At 72.7% G+C, this 23,865-nt stretch carries 21 protein-coding genes; 11 read left to right on the top strand and 10 right to left on the bottom strand.

The genetic code is table 11. From position 1 onward, the window contains the following. Positions 1 to 125: 125 nt before the first annotated feature. From scy to ACZ42X_RS06395, 4 genes are all read left to right on the top strand, one after another. Positions 126 to 4,244, top strand: coding sequence for a polarized growth protein Scy (gene scy / locus ACZ42X_RS06410; protein WP_468284843.1), 4,119 nt, complete (start codon positions 126 to 128; stop codon positions 4,242 to 4,244). Between the two features lie 115 nt (positions 4,245 to 4,359). Further along, on the top strand, positions 4,360 to 5,298 hold the full coding sequence (locus tag ACZ42X_RS06405) for a coiled-coil domain-containing protein (protein WP_361418943.1): 939 nt from the start codon (positions 4,360 to 4,362) through the stop codon (positions 5,296 to 5,298). 94 nt (positions 5,299 to 5,392) lie between these two features. Then, a complete protein-coding gene (locus ACZ42X_RS06400) occupies positions 5,393 to 6,331 on the top strand; it encodes an ABC transporter ATP-binding protein (RefSeq protein WP_468284841.1) in 939 nt (312 codons plus the stop codon). 5 nt (positions 6,332 to 6,336) lie between these two features. Beyond that, entirely contained in the window at positions 6,337 to 7,116 is a 780-nt protein-coding gene (locus tag ACZ42X_RS06395) for an ABC transporter permease (protein WP_468284839.1), read from the top strand. 51 nt (positions 7,117 to 7,167) lie between these two features. Here the strand turns inward: ACZ42X_RS06395 and ACZ42X_RS06390 are convergent, their stop codons facing one another. The 4 genes from ACZ42X_RS06390 to ACZ42X_RS06375 form a co-directional block, all read right to left on the bottom strand. Further along, positions 7,168 to 7,773 carry a hypothetical protein gene (locus ACZ42X_RS06390; RefSeq protein WP_468284837.1) on the bottom strand — a complete coding sequence of 202 codons (606 nt, stop codon included), beginning with the start codon at positions 7,771 to 7,773 and terminating at the stop codon, positions 7,168 to 7,170. A 183-nt stretch (positions 7,774 to 7,956) separates the two neighbouring features. Continuing rightward, positions 7,957 to 8,736, bottom strand: coding sequence for a hypothetical protein (locus ACZ42X_RS06385; RefSeq protein ID WP_468284835.1), 780 nt, complete (start codon positions 8,734 to 8,736; stop codon positions 7,957 to 7,959). Between the two features lie 115 nt (positions 8,737 to 8,851). Next, the gene (locus ACZ42X_RS06380) at positions 8,852 to 9,055 is read right to left on the bottom strand and encodes a DUF397 domain-containing protein (RefSeq protein ID WP_468284833.1); all 204 of its coding nucleotides are present in this window, start codon (positions 9,053 to 9,055) and stop codon (positions 8,852 to 8,854) included. Positions 9,056 to 9,068: 13 nt separating this feature from the next. Next, positions 9,069 to 9,920 (bottom strand): helix-turn-helix domain-containing protein, encoded by an 852-nt coding sequence (locus ACZ42X_RS06375; RefSeq protein WP_468284831.1) that lies wholly within the window; start codon positions 9,918 to 9,920, stop codon positions 9,069 to 9,071. A gap of 310 nt (positions 9,921 to 10,230) precedes the next feature. Here ACZ42X_RS06375 and ACZ42X_RS06370 point away from each other — a divergent pair, with 310 nt between their 5' ends. The 3 genes from ACZ42X_RS06370 (at position 10,231) to ACZ42X_RS06360 (ending at position 13,842) form a co-directional block, all read left to right on the top strand. Further along, positions 10,231 to 10,635, top strand: coding sequence for an ATP-binding protein (locus ACZ42X_RS06370; protein WP_468285628.1), 405 nt, complete (start codon positions 10,231 to 10,233; stop codon positions 10,633 to 10,635). 1,192 nt (positions 10,636 to 11,827) lie between these two features. Beyond that, complete coding sequence (locus tag ACZ42X_RS06365) at positions 11,828 to 13,039, top strand: ABC transporter ATP-binding protein (protein WP_468284829.1); 1,212 nt, start codon at positions 11,828 to 11,830, stop codon at positions 13,037 to 13,039. Next, entirely contained in the window at positions 13,036 to 13,842 is an 807-nt protein-coding gene (locus ACZ42X_RS06360) for an ABC transporter permease (RefSeq protein WP_468284828.1), read from the top strand. The genes ACZ42X_RS06365 and ACZ42X_RS06360 overlap by 4 nt, the downstream gene beginning before the upstream one ends. Positions 13,843 to 13,879: 37 nt before the next feature. Here the strand turns inward: ACZ42X_RS06360 and ACZ42X_RS06355 are convergent, their stop codons facing one another. Next, entirely contained in the window at positions 13,880 to 14,212 is a 333-nt protein-coding gene (locus ACZ42X_RS06355; RefSeq protein WP_468284826.1) for an ATP/GTP-binding protein, read from the bottom strand. A 164-nt stretch (positions 14,213 to 14,376) separates the two neighbouring features. Between ACZ42X_RS06355 and ACZ42X_RS06350 the strand changes: the two genes are divergently transcribed. Further along, positions 14,377 to 15,411: an LLM class flavin-dependent oxidoreductase gene (locus ACZ42X_RS06350; protein ID WP_468284825.1), complete on the top strand. Its 1,035-nt coding sequence runs from the start codon at positions 14,377 to 14,379 to the stop codon at positions 15,409 to 15,411. Between the two features lie 109 nt (positions 15,412 to 15,520). Here ACZ42X_RS06350 and ACZ42X_RS06345 read toward each other — a convergent pair whose 3' ends face one another. Further along, positions 15,521 to 15,913 (bottom strand): SCO5389 family protein, encoded by a 393-nt coding sequence (locus ACZ42X_RS06345; protein ID WP_361418978.1) that lies wholly within the window; start codon positions 15,911 to 15,913, stop codon positions 15,521 to 15,523. A 221-nt stretch (positions 15,914 to 16,134) separates the two neighbouring features. On the opposite strand from ACZ42X_RS06345, the gene nucS reads away from it, so the two are divergent. Further along, positions 16,135 to 16,797 (top strand): endonuclease NucS, encoded by a 663-nt coding sequence (gene nucS / locus ACZ42X_RS06340; RefSeq protein WP_361418980.1) that lies wholly within the window; start codon positions 16,135 to 16,137, stop codon positions 16,795 to 16,797. Between the two features lie 87 nt (positions 16,798 to 16,884). On the opposite strand, the gene ACZ42X_RS06335 is transcribed toward nucS, so the two are convergent. From ACZ42X_RS06335 to ACZ42X_RS06320, 4 genes are all read right to left on the bottom strand, one after another. After that, complete coding sequence (locus ACZ42X_RS06335) at positions 16,885 to 19,818, bottom strand: ATP-binding protein (protein ID WP_468284822.1); 2,934 nt, start codon at positions 19,816 to 19,818, stop codon at positions 16,885 to 16,887. A gap of 235 nt (positions 19,819 to 20,053) precedes the next feature. Next, complete coding sequence (locus tag ACZ42X_RS06330; RefSeq protein WP_031073773.1) at positions 20,054 to 20,377, bottom strand: STAS domain-containing protein; 324 nt, start codon at positions 20,375 to 20,377, stop codon at positions 20,054 to 20,056. 151 nt (positions 20,378 to 20,528) lie between these two features. Beyond that, on the bottom strand, positions 20,529 to 21,377 hold the full coding sequence (locus tag ACZ42X_RS06325; RefSeq protein ID WP_361418986.1) for a 3-hydroxyacyl-CoA dehydrogenase family protein: 849 nt from the start codon (positions 21,375 to 21,377) through the stop codon (positions 20,529 to 20,531). 149 nt (positions 21,378 to 21,526) lie between these two features. Continuing rightward, the gene (locus tag ACZ42X_RS06320; RefSeq protein WP_468284820.1) at positions 21,527 to 22,231 is read right to left on the bottom strand and encodes a TetR/AcrR family transcriptional regulator; all 705 of its coding nucleotides are present in this window, start codon (positions 22,229 to 22,231) and stop codon (positions 21,527 to 21,529) included. A gap of 79 nt (positions 22,232 to 22,310) precedes the next feature. Here ACZ42X_RS06320 and ACZ42X_RS06315 point away from each other — a divergent pair, with 79 nt between their 5' ends. Together ACZ42X_RS06315 and ACZ42X_RS06310 are read left to right on the top strand one after the other, a co-directional pair. Next, positions 22,311 to 23,093, top strand: a complete 783-nt coding sequence (locus ACZ42X_RS06315; RefSeq protein WP_468284818.1) for an ATP-binding cassette domain-containing protein — start codon at positions 22,311 to 22,313, stop codon at positions 23,091 to 23,093. 9 nt (positions 23,094 to 23,102) lie between these two features. Continuing rightward, complete coding sequence (locus ACZ42X_RS06310) at positions 23,103 to 23,852, top strand: ABC transporter permease (RefSeq protein WP_468284816.1); 750 nt, start codon at positions 23,103 to 23,105, stop codon at positions 23,850 to 23,852. Positions 23,853 to 23,865: the final 13 nt, after the last annotated feature.

Here is a 23,865-nt window from a genome sequence, read left to right as displayed (position 1 = left end):
CGGGGACGGACCGGGGCCGCGCCGCGTCCCCGACAGTGGTCTGACACCATTCCCCGGGGGGCCGTTCGCCGGCGAACGGTGCTCGTACAAGAGAGTTGCGACCAGGGGACGGATGGGACCGCGCAGTGCGGGGCTACGAACGCCAGGAGAGCCACCGGGCTGACGACCACCTTTCGCGGTTCGAAGCCGAGATGGACCGGCTGAAGACCGAGCGGGAGAAGGCCGTCCAGCACGCCGAGGACCTCGGTTACCAGGTCGAGGTCTTGCGCGCCAAGCTCCACGAGGCGCGCCGCACCATCGCCACCCGGCCCGCCTACGACAGCGCGGACGTCGGCTACCAGGCCGAGCAGCTGCTGCGCAACGCCCAGATCCAGGCCGAGCAGTTGCGCTCGGACGCCGAGCGCGAGCTGCGCGAGGCGCGCGCCCAGACGCAGCGGATCCTCCAGGAGCACGCCGAGCACCAGGCCCGGCTCCAGGCGGAGTTGCACGCGGAGGCGGTGCAGCGGCGCCAGCAGCTGGACCAGGAGCTCGCGGAGCGCCGGCAGACCGTCGAGGCGCACGTCAACGAGAACGTGGCGTGGGCCGAGCAGCTGCGCGCCCGCACCGAGGCGCAGGCCCGCCGCCTGCTGGAGGAGTCCCGCGCGGAGGCCGAGCAGTCCCTGGCGGCGGCCCGCGCCGAGGCCACCCGCCTCGCGGAGGAGGCCCGCCAGCGGCTCAGCTCCCAGACGGAGACCGCCCGTGCCGAGGCCGAGGCGATCCTGCTGCGCGCCCGCAAGGACGCCGAGCGGCTGCTGAACGCCGCCTCCACGCAGGCCGCGGAGGCCACCAGCCACGCCGAGCAGCTGCGCAGCGCGACGACCGCGGAGTCCGAGCAGGCCCGCCAGCAGGCGACCGAGCTGAGCCGGGCGGCCGAGCAGCGGCTCCAGGAGGCCGACGAGCGGCTGCGCGAGGCGCGCGCCGAGGCGGACAAGGTCGTCACGGAGGCCCGGGACGCGGCCGCCAAGCGGCTGTCGACCGCCGAGTCGGAGACCGAGCAGCGTACGCGTACGGCCAAGGCGGAGATCGCCCGGCTGGTCGCGGAGGCGACGAAGGAGTCCGAGGCGCTCAAGGCGGAGGCCGAGCAGGCGCTCGCCGACGCGCGCGCGGCGGCCGAGAAGCTCGTCGCGGAGGCCGCCGAGAAGGCGCGTACGAAGGCGGCCGAGGACTCGGCGGCGCAGCTGGCCAAGGCGGCGCGGACCGCCGAGGAGGTCCTGTCCAAGGCGTCCGATGATGCGAGGGAGACCACCCGCAAGGCGGCCGAGGAGGCGGAGCGGATCCGCCGCGAGGCCGAGGCCGAGGCGGACCGGCTGCGCGCGGAGGCGCACGACACGGCCGAGGAGCTCAAGGGCGCGGCGAAGGACGACACCGCGGAGTACCGCGCCAAGACGGTCGAGCTCCAGGAGGAGGCGCGCCGGCTGCGCGGGGAGGCCGAGCAGCTGCGGGCCGACGCCATCGCCGAGGGCGAGCGGATCCGGGGCGAGGCGCGGCGCGAGGCCGTCCAGCAGATCGAGGAGGCGGCGAAGACCGCCGAGGAGCTGCTGACCAAGGCGAAGGCGGACGCGGACGAGCTGCGCACGGCGGCCGCCGCCGAGACCGAGCGGCTGCGTACCGAGGCGGTCGAGCGGGCGACGGCCCTGCGCAGGCAGGCCGAGGAGGCGCTGGAGCGCACCCGCGAGGAGGCCGACCAGCTGCGCGGCGAGGCCGAGGAGCAGGCCGACTCGGTGCGGGCCGCGGCCGAGGAGGCCGCCGCCGCGCTGCGCGAGGAGACCGAGCGGGGCATCGCGGCCCGGCAGGCGGAGGCCGCCGAGGAGCTGGCCCGGCTGCACGCGGAGGCGGAGGCCCGCCTCACGGCCGCCGAGCAGGCGCTGACCGACGCCCGGGCGGACGCCGAGCGGCTGCGCCGGGAGGCCGCCGAGGAGACCGAGCGGCAGCGCACGGAGGCCGCCGAGCGGATCCGTACGCTCCAGGCGCAGGCCGAGCAGGAGGCCGAGCGGCTGCGTACGGAGGCGGCGGCGGACGCGTCCGCCGCCCGCGCGGAGGCGGAGAACGCCGCGGTACTGCTGCGTTCGGAGGCCGCCGCGGAGGCCGAGCGGCTCAAGAGCGAGGCGCAGGAGTCGGCGGACCGGGTGCGGGCCGAGGCGCAGGCCGCGGCCGAGCGGGTCACGGCGGAGGCCGCCGAGGAGCTGGCCGCCGCGCAGGAGGAGGCGAACCGGCGCCGCCGCGAGGCGGAGGAGACGCTCGGTTCGGCGCGCGCGGAGGCCGACCAGGAGCGGCAGCGGGCCCGCGAGCAGAGCGAGGAGCTGCTGGCGTCGGCGCGCAAGCGCGTCGAGGAGGCGCAGACCGAGGCCCAGCGGCTGGTGGAGGAGGCGGACCGGCGGGCCACCGAGATGGTCGCCGCCGCCGAGCAGACCGCGCAGCAGGTGCGGGACTCGGTCGCCGGGCTCCAGGAGCAGGCCGAGGAGGAGATCGCCGGGCTGCGGTCGGCCGCCGAGCACGCGGCGGAGCGCACCCGCACCGAGGCGCAGGAGGAGGCGGACCGGGTCCGCGCCGACGCGTACGCGGAGCGGGAGCGGGCCGCCGAGGACGCGGCCCAGCTGCGCGCCCGTACGCAGGAGGAGACGGACGCCGCCAAGGCGCTGGCCGAGCGGACGATGGCGGACGCCATCACCGAGTCGGAGCGGCTGAAGAAGGACACCGCGGAGTACGCCCAGCGGGTGCGGACCGAGGCGTCCGACTCGCTCGCGTCGGCCGAGCAGGACGCGGCGCGGACGCGCGCGGACGCCCGTGAGGACGCCAACCGCATCCGGTCGGAGGCCGCTACGCAGGCCGACCGGCTGGTGGGCGAGGCGACGAGCGAGGCCGAGCGGATGACGGCGGAGGCGGCCGAGCTGCTGTCGACCGCCGAGCAGGACGCGGCACGGCTGCGTACCGAGGCCGAGCAGGTCAAGGCGGAGGGCGAGGCGCAGGCCGAGGCGCTGCGCGCCGCCGCCCGCGCGGACGGCGAGCAGGTCCTCGACGAGGCCCGCAAGGCCGCCGACAAGCGGCGCGCCGACGCGGCTGCGCAGGCGGACCAGCTCATCGGCGAGGCCACCGCGGAGGCGGAGCGCGTCGGCGCCGAGACGGCCGAGCGTGCCGAGCGGCTGGTCGCGGAGGCGACGGCGGAGGCGGAGCGGCTGGTCGCCGAGGCGACGGGCGAGTCGGAGCGGCTGCGTGCCGACGCGGAGCGCGAGGCCGAGCGCGTACGGAACGAGGCGACCGACGAGGCCGAGCGGCTGCGGGCGGAGGCGGCCGAGACGGTCGGTTCGGCGCAGCAGGCGGCCGAGCGCATGCGGGCGGAGGCCGAGCGGCACCGCGCGGAGTCGGAGGCGGCCGCCGAGCGGATGCGCGCCGAGGCGCGGGCCGAGGCCGACCGGGTGGTCGACGAGGCGCGCGAGGCGGCGGCGAAGCGCCGCGCGGACGCGGCCGAGCAGGCCGACCAGCTCATCGCGAAGGCCCAGGAGGAGGCGCTGCGCGCCACCGCCGAGGCGGAGGCGCAGGCCGACACGATGGTGGGCGTGGCCCGCAAGGAGGCCGAGCGGATCGTCTCCGAGGCGACCGTCGAGGGCAACACGCTCGTGGAGAAGGCCCGGACGGACGCGGACGAGCTGCTGCGCGAGGCGCGCGGTGACGCCACGGCCATAAGGGAGCGCACGGAGGAGCTGCGCTCCCGGACCGAGTCGGAGATCGAGGAGCTGCACGAACGGGCCCGTCGGGAGGCCGCCGAACAGATGAAGTCGGCGGGCGAACGGGTGGACAAGCTGGTCAAGGCCGCCACCGAGCAGCGCGCCGAGGCGGAGGAGAAGGCGAAGCAGCTGCTGTCGGACGCCAATTCGGAGGCGGCGAAGGTCCGTATCTCGGCGGTGAAGAAGGCGGAAGGGCTGCTCAAGGAGGCCGAGCAGAAGAAGGCCGAGCTCACCCGTCAGGCCGAAAAGATCAAGGCGGACGCGGAGCGCGAAGCCGAGAAGATGATCTCGGAAGGGAAGCGGGAACTGGAGGTTCTGGTGCGCAGGCGCGAGGACATTCAGGCGGAGATTTCGCGCGTTCAGGACGTATTGGAGGCATTGGAGTCGTTCGAAGCGCCGTCAGGGGGTACGAAGGACAGCGGAGTCAAGGCGGGCGCGACGGCCGGGGTTACCCGTTCGAGTAGCAAGTCATCCGACGGTTAAGCCACTCAAAAGGCTGGACATTCTGTAGTTTGAACGGGCATCCGCTCGAAGACACGCCGCCTCGGCCCCTAGGATTCCCCCTAACACCTCACCGGTCTCATTCGACAGGAACCCCATGAGCGACACTTCCTCCCCCTTCGGCTTCGAGCTCGTGCGGCGTGGTTACGACCGCGGTCAGGTGGACGACCGCATTACCAAGCTCGTCGCCGACCGAGACAGTGCTCTGGCCCGTATCACCTCTCTGGAAAAGCGCATCGAGGAGCTCCACCTCGAGACCCAGAACGCCCAGGCCCAGGTCAGCGACGCCGAGCCGTCGTACGCCGGCCTCGGTGCCCGGGTCGAGAAGATCCTCCGCCTGGCCGAGGAGGAGGCGAAGGACCTGCGCGAGGAGGCCCGTCGCGCCGCCGAGCAGCACCGCGAGCTGGCCGAGGCGGCCGCGCAGCAGGTGCGCAACGACGCCGAGGCGTTCGCCGCCGAGCGCAAGGCGAAGGCCGAGGACGAGGGTGTCCGGATCGTCGAGAAGGCCCAGGGCGAGGCGAACACGCTGCGCTCCGAGGCGCAGAAGGACGCGCAGTCCAAGCGCGAGGAGGCGGACGCCCTCTTCGAGGAGACCCGCGCGAAGGCCGCGCAGGCCGCCGCCGACTTCGAGACGAACCTCGCCAAGCGGCGGGAGCAGTCCGAGCGGGACCTGGCCGCCCGTCAGGCCAAGGCGGAGAAGCGCCTCGCCGAGATCGAGCATCGGGCGGAGCAGCTGCGCCTGGAGGCGGAGAAGCTGCGTACGGACGCGGAGCGCCGGGCCCGCCAGACGGTGGAGACCGCGCAGCGCCAGGCCGAGGACATCGTGGCCGACGCGAACGCCAAGGCGGACCGGATCCGCAGCGAATCGGAGCGCGAGCTGGCGGCGCTGACGAACCGTCGCGACTCCATCAACGCCCAGCTGACCAACGTCCGCGAGATGCTGGCCACGCTGACCGGCGCGGCGGTGGCCGCGGCGGGCTCCCCGGTCGACGACGAGCCGGTCTCGCGCGGCGTCCCGGCGCAGCAGGGCCGCTGACCCGGCGGCGTACGAGCTGATCGCTCCTCACGGCCCCCCGACTTTCCGGTGCGTACCGGTGGCGGGGGGCTTCGTGCGCCCGTAGCGTGGTCGGATGATCGAGCTCGAGGGGCTGACGAAACGGTTCGGTACGAAGACGGCGGTCGACCACCTCTCCTTCCGGGTACGCCCCGGCGTGGTGACGGGCTTCCTCGGGCCGAACGGCGCCGGCAAGTCGACCACCATGCGGATGATGCTCGGTCTGGACCATCCGACCAGCGGGACGGTCCGGATCGACGGCAAGCACTACCGGGACCTGGACGAGCCGCTCAAGTACATCGGCGCGCTGCTGGAGTCGAGGGCCATGCACGGCGGGCGCAGCGCGTACAACAACCTGCTCTGCCTGGCCCAGTCCAATCGCATTCCGGAGCGCCGGGTGGGCGAAGTTCTCGATCTTGTGGGGCTCACCGCCGTGGCCAAGAAGAAACCGAAAGGTTTCTCGATGGGAATGGGCCAGCGGCTGGGAATCGCCGCCGCGCTGCTGGGTGATCCACAAGTTCTCCTCTTCGACGAACCCGTCAATGGTCTGGACCCCGAGGGAATTCACTGGATCCGCAATCTGATGAAGACGCTGGCTGCCGAAGGGCGGACGATCTTCGTTTCCAGCCATCTGATGAGTGAAATGGCGCTGACCGCCGACCACTTGATCGTGATCGGGCAGGGCAAGCTGCTCGCCGACACATCGATGGCGGATTTCATTCACCAGAACTCCAGAAGTTACGTCCGGGTACGGTCCCCGCAGCGCGCCGAGCTCCGCGAGGCCCTGCTCGGCGCCGGTCTGACGGCTACCGAGACGGCCGGCGGCACGCTGGAGGTCGACGGCGCGACGACGGAGGCGGTCGGCGAGCTGGCGGGCCGGCACGGGATCACGCTGCACGAACTGAGCGCCCAGCGGGCCTCGCTCGAAGAGGCGTTCATGCAGATGACGGCGGCTGCGGTGGAGTACCACGCGCATGCCGCGGACGCCCCGCAGTGGGCCCCGAGGGAGGTCTGACGACGATGGCATCGGTCCCCGCGGTCCTGCGCTCCGAATGGACCAAGATCCGTACGGTCTCGTCGACGGTCTGGACGCTGGCGAGCGCGCTCGTGGTGACGGTCGCGATGGGCGCGGCGCTCAGCGCGCTGGTGAAGGCGACCTTCGACGACATGCCGCCCATCGAGCAGGCGACGTTCGACCCGACCGTGGTCAGCTTCTCCGGCATGCTGCTGGGCCAGCTGGCGATGGTGGTGTTCGGGGTCCTGGTGGTCGGCACCGAGTACAGCACCGGCATGATCCGCACCTCGCTGGCGGCCGTGCCCCGGCGCGGTACGTTCCTCTTCGGCAAGATCGCGGTGGCGGGCGTGCTCGCGCTGGCCGTCGGCTTGCTGACGAGCTTCGCCTCGTTCTTCCTGGGCCAGGCGCTGCTGGGCGAGCACCGCACGGGCATCGGCGAGGAGAACGTCCTGCGCGCCGTGGTCGGCGGCGGTCTCTACATGGGCCTGATGGCGGTGTTCTCGATGGGCGTGGCGGCGATGCTGCGCTCGACGGTGCTGTCGCTGGGCATCCTGGTGCCGTTCTTCTTCCTCATCTCCCAGATCCTGTCGGCCGTGCCGAAGGCGAAGGAGGTGGCGGAGTACTTCCCCGACCAGGCGGGCTCCACGATCATGCAGGTGGTGCCGGGTGCGATGGGCAGCGATCCGGCGCCGTACGGCCCGTGGGGCGGGCTCGGCATCATGGTGCTGTGGGTGGCGGCGGCGCTGGCCGGCGGGTACGTGGTGCTGAAGCGGCGGGACGCGTAGACGGTGTGCGGCGGCGCGAATCCGAGGTGACGCGCCGCCGCACGAGGTGGATCAGAGCGTGGTGCGGCTGACGCTGACGAGCTCGCAGGAACCGCCGCTGCCGTCGCCGTCCTTGGCCCAGTAGGGGGTGGCGACGTCGGTCTTCTCCAGCTTGCCCGGCTGCACCCACGGGATCATGGAGTCCCGGGTCCCGAGGACGTTGCGCTCCGGGTCGGTGAAGCGGACCTGGAACTTGTAGGTGTACTGCTCCGAGGTGCTGGTGTTGTGGGCGCTGACGCTCGCCACGATGCCCCGGCTCGGGTCGTAGAAGCACTCGGTGATGGAGACGCCCTTGTCGTCGCCGGGCTTGGCCTTGCTGCCGCCGCTGCTGCTGCCGCTGCTGCTGGTCGAGGTGCCGCTGGTGGTGTAGCCGCTGGTGTAGCCGCTGTCGCCGTAGCCGGAGGTCGAGCCCGAGGTGGAGTCCGTGGACCCGGTGGAGCCGTCGTAGCCGCCGCTGGTGCTGGTGCCGCCGTCGGTGCCGCCGCTGCTGCTACTGCTACTGCTGCTGCTGCCACTGCTGCTGCCGCCGCAGGAGCCGCCGTGCGAGCCGCGGGCGCCGGTCAGGGTGACGAGGACGATGCCGAAGACGGCGACCGCCCGGACATGACGAAGCTTCACGTTCAACCCCCGTTGAAGGTGTGAGTGAGTGCGGAAGGGGCCCGTTCTTGACGAGCGCACGTCACCCTAGCAGCGATGAGGGAGGGGTCCGTGACCCTCGCGGAGGGGGCGGCAACGCGTACGCGCGGCCGGTTTCCCCGACCGCGCGTACGCACCGGCTACGTCTTCGGCTCCCGGCGGCCCTCAGCCGAGCTTGGCGACCTGCGCCTCGATGACGGCGGTGGGCAGCGGGAAGTCCTTGCCCTGCGCGCTGATGAGGTTGAACGAGGAGAAGGACCCGATCACGGCGCCCTTGCGCACGGCGGTGATCTTGTACGTCACCGTCTCGCCCTCCTGATCGAGGGCGACACCCCAGGCGGCGGCCTCGTCGCCACCGGCGGCCTTGAGCTCGGTGACCTTGGCCACCTTCGACTGCTCGCCCTTCCACGTGGTGGTGAACCCGCCGGCGCAGTCGGCCGCCGACTTGCGCAGCGCCGCGAAGGCCCCCTCGGCGCCCTTGCCGTCGTACGAGCCGAGGACGACCTGGGTGGTCGTCAGGTTGAACGCCGCCATGATGTCGCCTCCCTCAACCGCCTTCTTGTTCTTCTCGGGCTTCTCGGTCACCCGCCGCGCCTCGGTGGTCCCCACGGGCTGCCCCTGCGCCAGGCCGGCCACCGCGTGGGCGACGGCGAGGCACTCCGGCTTGTCGGTCGTGATCTCGGCGGCCGTGATCTTCTCGGCGGCGGTCGCCGGCTTCACCTCGTGCAGCTCCACGTCCCCCTCGACGAGCGCGAGCTTCTCCAGCTCGGCGGAGGACGGCGCCTTCGCACCGGACGCCTCGGCAGGCGCGGACGCCTTGCCCTTGTCGCCCTTCTGCCCCGCGTCCCCGCCCTTCTCGGCCGAGCCGCTGCAGGCGGTGGCCAGCACGGCCAGGGAAACCGCGGTGGCGGCGACGGCGGTACGGCGGACGAGGGTGCTTCGCATGACGCAACTTTCGCTGGGGGGTTGCCGCTTGTCGCGACTGCGTCAACATTAGGCAGTTGTAAAAGTTGGGTGATCACGTGTGCGCAATCGGGATCCCGGCGTGACGACAACGTGATCAGGCTCGACCGTGCGGCCCGTCGAACCACCCCGCCGCGATGGCCCCCACGAACCGGCTCACGGCCTCGGCGCTCGCGGCGACGAGCCGCGCGGGCGCCTTGCTGTCCCGGAGCAGGACGGTGCCGTCGGGGGCGGTGGCGAGACAAACGCAGTTCGTACCGTCACCGCTGTAAGACGACTTCCGCCACTGGTACGCGTGCACGTGTGACTACCTCTCAGACCTCGTGGGCCAGCCGATGGATGAAGTCCCGTGTCTCCGCCGGCTTGAGGCTCGCCGCCTCCATGCGGTCGAGAACGGACCGGAACTTGACGAGCTGAGCTTCCGCGTCGACGAACTCACACCCGAAGTGGGTGTCGACCTGCACGGTGTCGAGCTGTGACACAGGGCCGTACGCATAGTCGATGGACTGCCCGGTTCCCGGGAACGCGCCACTGCCGAACGGAAGTACGCGGACCGTGACGTTGTCACGCTCGCTCATGTCGATGATGTGCTGGAGCTGTGCGCGGGCGACTTTCGAACCGCCGAATCCCATGCGCAGCGCGGCCTCGTGAATGAGGGCGGTGTACGGGATGGGCGGGTCCCGGTGGAGCACGGCCTGACGCTTGATGCGATGGGAGAGGCGGTGTTCCGCCTCGTACGGCAAGAAGGGTGGGACGACCTCGCTGAACAGCGCCCGCGCGTGGTCGGCCGTCTGCAGGAGCGCCGGGATGTGGATCACTAGGGCGACACGCAACTCGGTCGCGTGGTGCTCGAGTTCGGCGACGTCGACCAACCGGGCGGGAAGGTGCTCCCGGTACGCGTCCCACCATCCCCGGGTGCGGCCACCGGTCATGTCGCACAGCGCCTCTATCAGTGCCTCGTCGGTGCACGCGTACGTGCGGGCGAAGGCGCGTACACGTTCGGCGCTCACCGCGTAGCGGCCCGACTCGATGCTGCTGATACGCGCCTGGTTGACGCCGAGCAGTTGGGCGGCGCCGGTCGATGTGAGTCCGGCCTGCTCCCGCAGCTTGCGCAGCTCCGTGCCAAGTCGCTGCTGGCGGAGCGTGGGGGTGGTGCTGGGCGCCACGGTTCTCCGTTCTCCTCACACATCCGTACCGGTGTGTCACCCACAGGTGGGGAGTTGAGATGGTTCTCAGCAAATCGCTGGTAGGTATACCAGCAACTGCCCTACGGTGTGACTCAAGCCACTCAACTGGCCCGACCAGCAAGGCGGAAGCGCACCGCGTCCCGCGGCAAGGCCACCGCGCGGTCCCGTCGTCGAGTGATCCAACCCCACCTCCCCACAGGAGACTTCCGTGGACACCGTATCCCCGCATGCCCCGTGGTCGTACCTCCTCCAGATTCCCCACAACCCCCGCGCACCACGCGTGGCCCGGATGACCCTACGGGCAGTGCTCGCCGGTCACGGCATGGATGAACTCACGGACACCGCCGAGCTCGTGGCGTGCGAGCTCGTCACCAACGCGTACCGGCACTCCGACGGCCCGGCGACGCTGCGGCTGCGGCACATGGAGGGCGGCTGGCTCCGGATCAGCGTGTGGGACACCAACCCGTACATCCCAGCTCCCTTCGACCGCCCCGCGGGCATGCGGCAGCCCGCCCTCGCTCCGTCAGACGCGGACAGCGGGCGCGGGCTGCTGCTGGTGCACATGTACGCGGACAACTGGGGCGGTTACCCGTTGGGCGACGACCTGTTCGGCCGGAACGGCAAGCTCCTGTGGTGCGAACTGGCACCGAAGGCGCAGGCGGAGTTCACGCAGCCGCGCCTTTCCGGCTCGTAGGGGTGGGGTGGCTGCGATTGGTCGCGGTGCGGGGCCGCCCTCGCTCCGAGTGTGGCGGGCTCCAGCGACCCGTCAAGGGCGCTCCCGTTGGTCGCGTCGCTTCGCGATGGGCTTCGCCCACCCTTGACGGACCGCCTCCACCCGCCTTTGCACACGCGGAGGGCGGCCCTGGGGTGAGGGCCCCGGCGGAGGTCTGCTGGGGTGCGGGCCCGCTGCCGGGCAGCGGGAGCGTGGGCGTGGATGCGCGGCAGTGGAATGGGGCGGCTGATCTCTGCTTGGCGGCTGCGGCCCGGTGGCCGGCTGCGGTACAGGCGGGTGGTTGAGGCGGGGTGCCCCCGAGAGGCTCAACCCCGCGCACTCGGCTTCGCGGTCGAACGTTTTGGCACCCGGGGCCCGGGGGCACTGACCGGTGTCCGAAGAAGGGCAGCTGACTAGAACCGATGGAGCAAACTGCCCACTCATTCACCACCACGCCCCGAATAAGCCGATATGTCCGGCCCCGCGACGCCCTCACGGCCCAGTCCGGTCGGTTGGCGCACCGCCCCCGTCCCACGTGTGTGTCGCCCTCCTCAAGGCCGGGCCCTGACCGGGGCCCCGACCACCTACCAGCCTGTACCCCAGCCGGCCACCGGACTGCAGTCGCCGACCCGGCCCCAGCGACCCGACACCACCACCGGGCAGAAGCGAGGTCCTGGACCCGGCCGACCCACGGGTCGCAGCCGCTGAGCCGACCCGGGCCACCCCATTCCGCCGCCGCGCACCACCACCCACCGGCCCGCCACTCGGCAGCGCGCCCCCGCCATCAGCAGACCTCCGCCGCCGGCCCTCACCCCCGGCCGCCCTCCCGAGAGAAAAACCGCGGGTGGAGGCGGCCTGTCAAGGGTGGGCGAAGCCCATCGGCGCAGCCGACGCGACCGACGGGAGCGCCCTTGACAGGGCGCCGGAGGCCGCGACTCTCGGGAAAGGAGGGCGGCCCGCGCCGCAACACCGCGCGGGCGGCCAACCACAGGGGCCCAGGTCCAGCCCACCGGAACCACGCCCTTACGCAGAGCGCCCGGCCCGCTGCGCTCCGCCGTCGGCCAGCTGCGCAGCTTTTACGGCTTGGCCGGAACCGTCAAGCGCTCGATACGCTCTTACCTCCTACGGGGGCTACGCGCCCTGACTTGAGCTGACCTGTCGATGGGGCTGGAGAATGATCGAGGCAGTCGGCCTGACGAAGCGCTACGGCGCCAAGACGGCCGTGTACAACCTTTCCTTCCAGGTGCGGCCCGGCACCGTCACCGGCTTCCTGGGGCCCAACGGCTCCGGGAAGTCGACGACCATGCGCATGATCCTGGGCCTGGACCAGCCGACGGCCGGCCACGTCACCATCGGCGGGCACCCCTTCCGCAAGCTGCCGAACGCGCCCCGGCAGGTCGGCGCGCTGCTGGACGCCAAGGCCGTCCACGGTGGGCGCAGTGCGCGCAACCACCTGCTGTCGCTGGCACAGCTCGCCGGGATCCCGGCGCGGCGGGTCGACGAGGTGCTCGGCGTCGTCGGGCTCCAGGACGTGGCGAAGAAGCGGTCGAAGGGCTTCTCGCTCGGCATGGGGCAGCGGCTCGGCATCGCGGCCGCGCTGCTCGGCGACCCGCAGGTGCTGCTCTTCGACGAGCCCGTCAACGGCCTGGACCCCGAGGGCATCCTCTGGGTGCGCAACCTGATGAAGGCGCTCGCCGCCGAGGGCCGGACCGTCTTCGTGTCGTCGCACCTGATGAGCGAGATGGCGCTGACCGCCGAGCACCTGATCGTGATCGGGCGCGGGCAGCTGCTCGCCGACATGAGCGTCAAGGACTTCATCTCGGCCAACTCCGCCGACTTCGCGCGCGTGCGTACGCCGCAGACGGAGCCCGCGCAGCGGGACAAGCTGATGGGCGTGCTCGCCGAGGCCGGCGGGCAGGTCATGTCGGAGCCGGACGGCGCCCTGCGCGTGACCGGGCTGCCGCTGCCGCGCATCAGCGACCTCGCGCACGACGCGGACGTACGGCTCTGGGAGCTGTCGCCGCACCAGGCCTCGCTGGAGGAGGCGTACATGCGGCTCACGCAGGGAGCCGTGGACTACCGCTCCACCATCGACCAGCGGTCCGGGCTCATGCAGCCGCCGCCGCAGCAGCAGGTGATGGGCGGGTACGCGCCGCCGGCGGTCCCCGAGGTGCCGCAGCAGGGCTGGTACGCCCCGCCGCCGCCCGTACAGAACCCGTACGCGGCCGGCGCCCCGGCCCCGAGCGCCCCGAGCGCCCCGGCTCCCGGCGCCCCGGCCCCCCAGGCGGCACCGCCCGCCGCACCGCCGGCGCCGCCCGCGCAGCCGCCCGTCGCCCCGCCCGCCCCGGCCTCCCTGACCAAGAGCGACCCCGAGGACGCCCGATGACCACCCCGCCCTACTCCTACAGCTCCCCCATCCCCGTCCGCCGCGCCCACCTCGGGGACGCGCTCGCCTCCGAGTGGACCAAAATCCGATCCGTCCGGTCCACGATGTGGACGCTCGGCGTGATGATCCTGCTGATGATCGGCATCGGCCTGCTCTCCGCCTTCGCCGTGGCCGGCACCAACACGGACCTCGAAGGCGAGTCCGTGCTCCCGCTCGGCTTCTTCGGCGTGCTGCTGGGCTCGATCTGCGTGATCACGCTGGGCGTGCTCACCATCTCCTCCGAGTACGGCACCGGCATGATCCGTACGACCCTGACCGCGTGCCCCAGCCGCGCCCGCGTGCTCGCCGCGAAGTCGATCGTCTTCTTCCTGGTGGTCTTCCTGGTCACCACCACCGTCGCCGCGCTCGTCGGAGCGATCCAGACCGCGATCGTCGCCTCGGGCACGTCGACCGGCGAGGACTGGTTCCGCGCCACCGTCGGTGTCGGCCTGTACGTGGCGACGCTCGGCCTGCTGTCGCTCGCCGTCGGCGCGCTGCTGCGCCACTCGGCCGGCGCGATCACCGTGATGCTCGGCATCGTCCTGCTGCCCCTGGTCCTGGCGCTGTTCATGGTCGCGGAGTCGCTCCAGGACGTGCGGCAGGCCCTCTTCGAGTACTCGATCCCGAGCCAGCTCGGCGTCCTCTACGACAACGCCGTCACCGAGACCGGCCCGTCCGGCTGGGAGCCGCTGTGGATCATGCTGGGCGTGACGGCGGTGGCCATGGTCGGCGCCTTCCTCGCGCTCGACAAACGGGACGTCTGACACCGGCACACGACAGACAGACCTTCACCCGTCCGGGTTAGTACCGGGGCGCGTTACGGGACCGCTGCACCCGCGTGGTGCGGCGGTCCTTCGCGTTCCAGCACGCCTTGTGCCAGTGGCGCCGGTCCTCCACGCCGCCGTACGAGGACGGCCACGCCACCACGTGCGGAACCGAGGAGGGGATCTCCTGGTCGCAGCCGGGGCACCGGTACCGCTTGCCCGCGGCGCTCGCGCCCGCCACGTGCCGGACGGCCCAGTCCTCGCCCTGCCAGGTCTCGCTGCGCTGGAAACCGCCGTACCGGTCGCCCGTCTCGGCGGCGCGCTCGTTCGGCTTCTCGCCGCCACGGGGGCGGTTGCGGCGCGGAGACACGGGACACCTCACTTGGCGGGCACGAATCGGGTCGGTCAAGCCTACGACAGAGGCAGTTAGCGGAAAATCAGAACAACTTGCCCGTTGGCCGTTGCCTTTGGCACCTGCCAGGCGTTGTTGCCCGTGAGGGGAGTCGCGTCGGCCGCTCTAGGAGGCATCAGGCGATGCGTGTGGGAACTTTCGTACTGGCCGCCCAGTTTCCCGGCCAGGGACAGGGCGAAACGCTGCACCGCGCGATCCGCTCGGCCGAGGTCGCCGAAGAGGCCGGGCTGGACTCGGTCTGGCTCGCCGAGCACCACTTCGTCCCGTACGGCGTGTGCCCCTCGGCCGTCACCCTCGCCGCGCTGCTGCTGGGCCGCACCCGCCGGATCCGCGTCGGCACGGCGGTCAGCGTCCTGCCGACCACCCACCCCGTCACGCTCGGCGAGCAGGCTGCGCTGCTGCACGTCACGTCCGGGGGCCGGTTCACGCTCGGCGTCGGCCGGGGCGGGCCCTGGGTCGACCTGGAGGTCTTCGGCTCGGGCCTCGCGGCGTACGAGCGGGACTTCCCGGAGTCGCTGGACCTGCTGCTGCGCTGGCTGCGCGAGCCGCGCGTGGGGGCGGACGGGCCGCGCCACCGGTTCCGCGAGGTGACCGTCGTCCCGAGGGCGGACGAGCTGATCGACGGCGACCCGGTCCCCGAGACCGTCCTCGCGTGCACCTCGCCCGCGAGCGTACGGCTGGCCGCCGAGCGGGCGCTGCCGATGCTGCTCGGCATGCACTGCGGCGACGACGAGAAGGCGGAGATGGTCGCGCTGTGGCGGGCGGAGGCGCGCGCCGCCGGACATCCTCCCGAGGTGATCGCCCGCGCCGCCGCCGGGCACGTCTCGGCGGGTGTGGCGCAGCTCGCGGACCGGGCTGCGGACGCGGCCCAGGCGCTGCTGAAGGCGATGCCCGGCTGGCTGAAGCAGGGGCTGGACGCCCATGTGACGGTCGACGGGCGGCACCGTGCGATGCGCGACCCGGTCGCGTACACGGAGCTGCTGTGCCGGCTGCACCCGGTGGGGACGGCCCGAGGGGCGGCGGACCGGCTCGCGGCGACGTCGGAGCGGACGGGCATCACGCGCTTCGCGCTGCTCGTCGAGGGCTCGGGGGACGTCCTGGCCACGGAGGAGAACGTACGGCGGCTGGGCTCGGAGGTGCTGCCGCTCCTCACCTGAACCCGTGAGGCACGAGGCCGTGAGGCTTGAGGCCATCGGTGCCGAGGCCATCGGTGCTGCCGCCCCGGTGCGAGGCGCGCCTCCCGCGAGGCGGAGCGGCAGCACGGGCTCAGCAGTCGCGCAGTGTCGGCGACTGGTTCAGCAGCTGGGCCCGTACGGAAGTGAAGCGGGTGTACCGCTCGTCCACCGAGGAGTCCAGCGGGAACACCGCGACGCGGTGGCAGTTCTGGAACGCCAGACGGACCCCGAAGTGCCGCTGGAGCGCACCCCGGATCGCGTCACTCGCGAGCGCACGCAGCAGCTGGCCGCGCGCCTGCTCGTCCGGCGGCGGCGTCTGGTTGTCGGCGAACGCGCCGCCGTCCACCTTCAGCTGGGCCACCAGCGAGCTGATCATCTCCCATGCGTAGGGCAGGGAGGTCCGGACGCAGTCGACGAAGTCGGCTTCGTCGACCTCGCCTCGCTCGGCCTGTTCCAACAGCGCCGGTGAGACGTCGAGCGACATGGGTTCTCCTCTCGCGGCCCCGGACGGAACCGAGGCCTTACGGGCAGGGAAGGAGGACGCCCCGTACGCCACGCAGAGTGCCCGGGCGACGACCTCCCGCGTCCACGGTAAGCGCGCTGTCCGGAGCGCACCAGGAGAATGGGGCCACAACCGGCCATGTACGTACGGGGGTTTAGGACCGAATCGCGCGGAAGAGCGGGTGTCTTGTAGCGTTGCGCACCATGCGTCTCGTCATCGCCCGCTGCTCCGTGGACTACGCGGGCCGGCTCACCGCCCACCTGCCCTCCGCCCCCCGTCTGATCCTCGTCAAGGCAGACGGCAGCGTCTCCATTCACGCGGACGACCGGGCGTACAAACCGCTCAACTGGATGTCCCCGCCGTGCACCCTCAAGGAGGGTGACGACAGCGTGTGGACGGTCGTGAACAAAGCGGGCGAGAAACTGATCATCACGATGGAGGAGATCCTCCACGACTCGTCGCACGAGCTCGGTGTGGACCCCGGCCTCATCAAGGACGGCGTGGAAGCGCACCTCCAGGAGCTCCTCGCCGACAGGATCGAGACATTGGGGGACGGTTATGCGCTGATCCGGCGCGAATACCCCACTGCCATCGGCCCCGTGGACATCCTCTGCCGCGACGCGGACGGCGCCACGGTCGCCGTGGAGATCAAGCGGCGCGGCGAGATCGACGGTGTGGAGCAGCTCACGCGCTATCTGGAGCTGCTCAACCGCGACCCGCACCTGGCACCGGTGCGGGGCATCTTCGCCGCGCAGGAGATCAAGCCGCAGGCGCGCGTGCTGGCGACGGACCGCGGGATCGGGTGCGTGGTGCTGGACTACGACGCGCTGCGTGGCATCGAGGACGACAAGCTGCGGCTGTTCTGAGCCGTTCCCGACTTCTCTGACCGGCGGTACGCGGAAGGCCCCGGGCGACTGAACTCGTCGCCCGGGGCCTTTCGCGCGTTCCGCGCCTCAGGAGCTGCTGGGCGCGCCCCCGTCGGTCGTCGTCGTACCGCCGGTGGTGTCGGCGCCGCCGCCGGTGGTTCCGCCACCCGCGCCGCCGCTCGTGGTGTCGGTGCCGCCGCTGTCGGCGCCGCCGTCCGCCGTGCCCCCGGTCGTGGGGTCGCCCGTGGTGGAGCCACTCGTGCTGCTGCCGGCGTCGCCCGTCGTGGAGCCGCCGCTCGTGGTCGGCGCCGGCGAGGTGGTGCTGCCGCCGGAGGTGCTCGGCGAGGGGTCGCCGCTGCTGCCGCCGGTGGTGGCCGGCGAGGAGCTGCCGCCGCCGGTGCTGCTGGGCGAGGAGCTGCCGCCGGTCGACGTGGAGCTGCTGCCGCCGGACGTCGGCGAGGTGCCACTGGTCGACGTCGAGCCGGTCGTCGCGGAGGGGGTGCCGCCGCCCGGAGCGGTCGGGTTGCCCGCCGAGCCCGACTCGCCCGGCCGGGCCGAGGCGCCGGGGCCGCCGGAGCCGCCCGTACCGCCGGTGCCGCCGGAGCCTCCGGTGGAGCCGTCGGCGGGGTCGCGGGTGGAGTCCTGGCCGGGCTCCTCGGTGTCCGAGCCGCCGCCGTTGCCGTCGTCCACGGTGGCCGTCTGGTCGGAGGTGACGCGGCCCGAGCCGCCCTCGTCCTCCTCGCCGCCCGAGGTGGCGCCGAGCGTGACGACCGTGCCGAGCACGGCGGCGAGGAGCGCGCCCGCGCTCGCCGCGACGAGATTGCGCCGGGCGCCGGTGAGCAGGGTGCGCCGCGCGGAGGCGCCGAGCCCGGAGAGGCCGGGGCGCGAAGCACCGGGCCGCGAGAAACCAGGCCCCGCAGAGCCGGGCCCGGAAGTCCCGGGTCCCGAGGGTCCGGACGGCGCGGAGCCGGGCGCGGACGGGCGGGGCCCGCCACCCAGGGGCCCGCCACCCAGGGGCCCGGCGCCCAGGGCGGCCTGCCCCGGCCGCGCACCCGCTGCGCCGGGCGCCGCCCCCGGCGTACCGGGAGCGTCCTTGCGCAGGGCGCCGGAGGGGGTCTCGCGCGACAGGCCCGGCAGGTACGGAAGGGCTGCGAGGCCGCCGGCCGGGGTCGGTACGCCGCCGGCCGGGGCCTCCGCCCCTTCGCGCCGCGCCGCTTCGCCCGCCGTCGTACGGCCGGCCGACAGCGCGCCCCGTTCGCGGTCGGCGACCAGGGCCAGGGCCCGGCGCCCGGCGACCGTGCCGCGCTTGTCGGCGAGCGCGCCGCGCATGCCGATGGACGCCTCCAGCTCGGCGCGGGCCCGGTCGAGGTTCCCGGAGCAGAGCGCGAGGACACCCAACTCGTGGTGGAAATAGGCTTCTTCGGCCACTTCGCCCGAAATGCGGGCTGCTTCCTGGCCGGTGCGCAGCGCCCGCTCCCAGGCGGCCCAGTGCAGCCCGGCCGCGAAGGCGGGCGCCGCGCTGCGCGCCAGCAGCACGGCCGCGCTCGCGTGGCCGGCCTCTCCCCCGGGCACCAGCGCGGCCATCGCGGCGAGCACCGCGTCCGCCTCGACCGAGGCCCGCTCGGAGGTGACCGACGGGTGCGCGGCCCACCAGGCGTAGTGCTGTGCGGCGGTGTGGGCGCGGGCGACCGCGCCCTTGTCGTACCCGCTGCGGGTGAGCTGGGCGAGCACCCCGGAGGCGAGCCGGTGGCGCGAGCCGACCGGGGTGAGCAGCCCGCAGCCGAGCAGCTCGGCGAGGGCGGCGTCCGCGTGGGTGTCGCCGACCAGCGCCGGCAGGTGTGCCTGGTGCGGCACCTCGCCGCCGAGGGCGACCGCGAAGCGCAGGGTCTCGCGCGCCGACTCGGAGAGCCGGGAGGCGAGCAGGGCTGCGGGCGCGGCGCCTTCGGCGAGCGTCGGCAGCGGGAGGGTTCGGGTGCCGGTGAAGACGTCGGCGTCGCCGGACGCGTCGTCCGCGAGCTCCGGGTCGCCGTCCTCGTCCGCGTCCGCGTTCCCGGTCCCGGTCCCGGCGCCCGCGCTCAGCTCGTCGCGCTGCCGCAGCAGGGCGCCGGCCTGGACGAAGCGCAGGGGCAGGCCCTCGGACTCGAACCAGAGGTCCGCCGCCCAGTTCGCCTCCTCGTCGGTGAGCGCCCGGTCGACGCCGCGCTCCAGCAGCTCCAGGACCGAGCCCCGGCCGAGCCCGCTCAGGAAGACCTCTTCGAGGTGCGAGTCGGGCGAGGGCGCGGCGACGTCGGGCGTGGTGGCGAGCAGGAAGGCGCACTCGGGCGCGGCGTCGAGCAGCTCGTCCAGCGCGGTGCCGCCGAACTCGAGGTCGTCGACGACCACGACGGCGCCGATCTCCCGCACGGCGGCCGGCAGCCCCGCGCGGTCGGGTCGCTGCCCGGGCGCGCGGTACACGGTGGCGTAGAGCTCGTACAGCAGCTCGGCGGCCGTGCGGCGATGGCCGCTGAGCCGTACGACGCCGTCGGGGGCGAGGTCGGCGCAGTCGGTCGCGACGGCGTCGAGCAGCGCGGTGCGGCCGGAGCCGTGGGGCCCGGTCAGCCGGACGGAGCGGCCGCGCGCGAGGAGCCGTACCAGCCGCTCGCGCTCCTCCTGGCGCTCCAGCAGCGTCAGGTGGCGGGCGGCGGGGCCGGGGGGCACGGGCGGGCCCGCGGCGCGGGCCCGTTCGACGCGCTCCTCGGCGGTGCGGCGGCCCGGTGGTGCGGGCTGCCGGCCGGGCGGACACGGTTCGATCTCGCTGCCGTCTATCGGGTTGACGGTGAGCAGCAGGTCGCCCGCGACGATCTGGGCGGTACGGGCGGGGCCGGCCGGCAGCCCCCGCTCGGCACCGCGTTCACCGCCGCGTTCGCGCGGCGCCGCGTCGTCGCGCGACGCGGAGTGGGCGCGGTGGGAACCGTCGCCGCCGGTGCCGTTGTCGTCCTTGTCGTGGCCGTACTCAGCCGGCCCTCGGTTCATCGGGTTCATGGTGTGTGCCCCCAAAAGCGGTGCGCGCCGAAGTCCCTCCCGGCCGTTCCGCACGCCGCTGGCGCTTCTGGTCCGGTGCCCGCCGGTGGGTTCGTCATTCGGCAGGCGACCGAACCCTAGACGTTCGCCCAGTATCGAGGAAGCGCCGGGGTGCCGTGCCGCCCAAGACGTCACGGTCTTGTGAGGATTGTGCGCCTGTGGCGTACGGCCGCGGCCTGCGACGGGCCGCCCGGTGTCAGACGCGGGGCAACGTTTCGGCGGCGATGCCGCCCTCGATGGCGAGGATGCGGTGCAGCCGGGTGGCCACCAGCAGGCGCTGCATCTGGGGCGGTACGCCCCGCAGCACCAGCCGGCGGCCGCAGCGGCCCGCACGCCGGTGAGCACCCATGATGACCCCGAGTCCGGTGGCGTCCCAGGAGTCGAGGCCGGTCAGGTCGAGCACCAGGTCGCCGGCGCCGTCGTCGACGGCCGAGTGCAGGACCGTACGGGCGTCCGCCGCGCTGCGGACGTCGAGGCGGCCCCCGACGACCAGCTCGGCGTGGTCGCCCCTGATATGCATATGCGCTCCCCGAGAGTGCTGTGATGGTGCTGTGGTCGTCAGGTTCTTTCTATGCATCAACTGACTGCCGTACCGGTGGAGCAGTTGCGCCTTGTAAGCGAACCGATACCGAATTCACCCCTCGGGGTGATGGCGTAACCGCCGACACGGTTCAGTGCTTGTAGAAGCCCTGCCCGCTCTTGCGGCCGATGTCACCGGCGTCCACCATCCGGCGCATCAGCTCCGGCGGCGCGAACTTCTCGTCCTGGGTCTCGGTGTAGATGTTGCCGGTGGCGTGCAGCAGGATGTCGACGCCCGTCAGGTCGGCGGTGGCGAGCGGGCCCATGGCGTGCCCGAAGCCGAGCTTGCAGGCGATGTCGATGTCCTCGGCGGAGGCGACGCCCGACTCGTACAGCTTCGCCGCCTCGACGACGAGCGCGGAGATGAGACGGGTCGTCACGAACCCGGCGACGTCGCGGTTGACGACGATGCAGGTCTTGCCGACGGACTCGGCGAACTCGCGGGCGGTGGCGAGGGTTTCGTCGCTCGTCTTGTAGCCGCGCACCAGCTCGCACAGCTGCATCATCGGGACGGGCGAGAAGAAGTGCGTGCCGACGACGCGCTCCGGGCGTTCCGTCACGGCGGCGATCTTGGTGATCGGGATGGCGGAGGTGTTGGAGGCGAGCACGGCGTCGTCGCGTACGAGCTTGTCGAGCGTACGGAAGATGTCGTGCTTGACCTCCAGCTTCTCGAAGACCGCCTCGACGACGATGTCGGCGTCGGCGACCGCGTCGAGGTCGGTGGTCGTGGTGATCCGGGCGAGCGCGGCCTCGGCGTCGGCGGCGTCCAGCTTGCCCTTGGAGACGAACTTGTCGTACGACGCCTTGATGCCGTCCGTACCGCGGGTCAGGGCCGCGTCGGTGACGTCACGCAGCACGACCTCCCAGCCCGCCTGGGCCGAGACCTGCGCGATTCCGGATCCCATGAGTCCGGCCCCGATGACGGCGAGCTTCCTGGCCACGTTCTACCCCTTAACGCCTGTTTACTTTTCGGCCCTTCGGCGGGAGGTTAGCGTCCGGCGGCGCCCGTGTGGCGGCGAAGAGATGCGCGTCACGTCTCACATGACGGACATCACACTGATACGGCCCGTCAGGTGAGACTTCCGGCGGGTCATCCCCGGCTTTTCGCCCCATAGGTGAGCACCTTCTCGCCCAGCAGCTCCTCCATCTCGTCGAGGAGGACGAGCGCTTCGCGCGAGACCTCGGCGGGGTCGCGGCGGCGCAGCATCTGGGCGGTGATCCAGCGCATGAGGGTGGAGTGCAGCCAGTTGAGCTGGCCGGCGACGAGGAGGGGCACGGGGTCGGCGTCGTCCGCGCCGACCTCCGCCCGCACGGTGCGCTCCAGGTTCTCCAGGGCCTGCCCCTGGATCTCCCAGAGGCGGGAGCGCAGGGTGGGCGCGTCCAGGATGACCTGCATGAAGTCGGCGTAGCCGGGGAAGAGCCCGACGGCGTTGGAGAGGCCCTCGACCGCCTCGCGCAGCTCGCGCAGGACGGCTTCGGCGCCCGACTCCCCCGGGCGCCGGCCCCTGACCCAGCGGGAGACCCGGTCGACGAGGTTCTCGCTCCGGTCGAGGAAGAGGTCCTCCTTGGCGGGGAAGTAGTTGTAGACCGTGTTGACGGACACGTCGGCGGCGCGGGCGATCTCGGCGATCGTCACCGCGTCGAAGCCGCGCTCCAGGAACAGGCCCGTAGCGACATCGGAGATGTGGCGCCTGGCCTGCCTCTTCTTACGCTCCCTCAGCCCCTCGGGCGCCTCGGGCGTCCCACGTCCCTCGCGCCCCTCGCTCGCCCCGCTCGGCTCCCCGCTGGTCGTCATGCCCTCATCCTAGCTTTCCTGGGCACACTGAAAACTTGGAGTCATTGCAATCTTTAAGTCGCTCTGGTTTTCTGGGGTCATGCCCATCATCAGCGCGGCCGGACTGGCCCACACCTTCCGCACCCGCAACGGATCCGTCGAAGCCGTGCGCGGCGTCGACCTGACCGTGCGGCCCGGCGAGATCCTCGGCTTCCTCGGCCCCAACGGGGCCGGCAAGACCACCACCCTGCGGATGCTCACCACGCTGCTCCCGCCGACCGGCGGCGCCGCCACGGTCGCCGGGCGCGACCTGGTCGCCGACCCCGCCGGCGTACGGCAGAAGATCGGGTACGTCGCCCAGTCCGGCGGCGTCGACCCGCAGATCTCGGTACGCGAGGAGCTCGTCACCCAGGGCCGCCTCTACCGGCTGTCCAAGGCCGAGGCGGCCGCCCGCGCCGAGGAGCTCGCGCGCGAGCTGGACCTCGCCGAGCTGCTCGACCGGCCGTGCGCGGCCCTCTCCGGCGGGCAGCGACGGCGGCTCGACATCGCGCTCGGGCTCGTCCACCGCCCCGAGGTGCTCTTCCTCGACGAGCCGACCACCGGCCTCGACCCCGGCAGCCGGGCGGACCTGTGGCGGCTGGTGCGGCGGCTGCGCGACGAGCACGGCACCACCGTCTTCCTCACCACCCACTACCTCGACGAGGCGGATGCGCTCGCGGACCGGCTCGTCGTCGTCGACAAGGGCGTGGTGGTCGCCGAGGGCACCCCGGCGGAGCTCAAGGAGCGGTACGCCGGCTCGGCGGACGCGTCCCTCCAGGACGCCTTCCTCGCCATCACCGGGCGCCGCCCCGCGCCCGCCGACCCCACACCCCTCGCGGTCTAGGAGCCTGCCTTGCTGCTGCACGACACCGCGCTCGTCTTCGGGCGGTACGCCCGCGCGACGCTGCGCTCGAAGTTCCACATGCTCTTCGGCGTGCTGATGCCGCTGCTGTACCTGCTCTTCTTCGGGCCGCTGCTCACCGGGCTGCCGCTCGGCACGGAGGGCGACTCGTGGCAGGTGCTCGTCCCCGGGCTGCTGCTCCAGCTGGGGCTCTTCGGGGCGTCGTTCGCCGGTTTCTCGATCATCGTGGAGAAGCAGACGGGCGTGGTGGAGCGGATGCGCGTCACACCGGCCAGCCGCCTCGCCCTGCTGCTGGGGCGGGTCCTGCGGGACGCGGCACTCCTCGTCTTCCAGGCGGTGCTGCTGGTGCTGGCGGCGGTCGCGATGGGCCTGCGGGCGCCGCTCGGCGGGGTCCTCATCGGCTTCGGCTTCGTCGCCGTCCTGACGATGGCGCTGGCCTCGCTGTCGTACGCGCTGGCGATGAAGGTCTCGGCACCCCACGAGTTCGGACCGGTCATCAACGCCGTCACCATGCCGTCGATGCTGCTGTCGGGCCTGATGCTGCCGATGGCGCTGGCCCCGGCCTGGCTGGACGGGCTGTCGCACCTCATGCCGTTCCGCTACCTGGTGGACGCGGTGCGGGCGGCGTACGTCGGGGAGTACGCGAGTACGGCGATGCTGTACGGGGTGCTGGTCGCGGTCGCGTTCGCGGGGCTGGCCGTGACGGTGGGCACACGGGTGTTCCGGAAGGCCGGGGCGTAACTAGGGTGGCCGT

The organism is Streptomyces sp. NPDC030862 (genome assembly GCF_055571835.1).
Note: the sequence above shows the minus strand (reverse complement) of the source record. Positions and strands in the feature narration are given on the sequence as shown.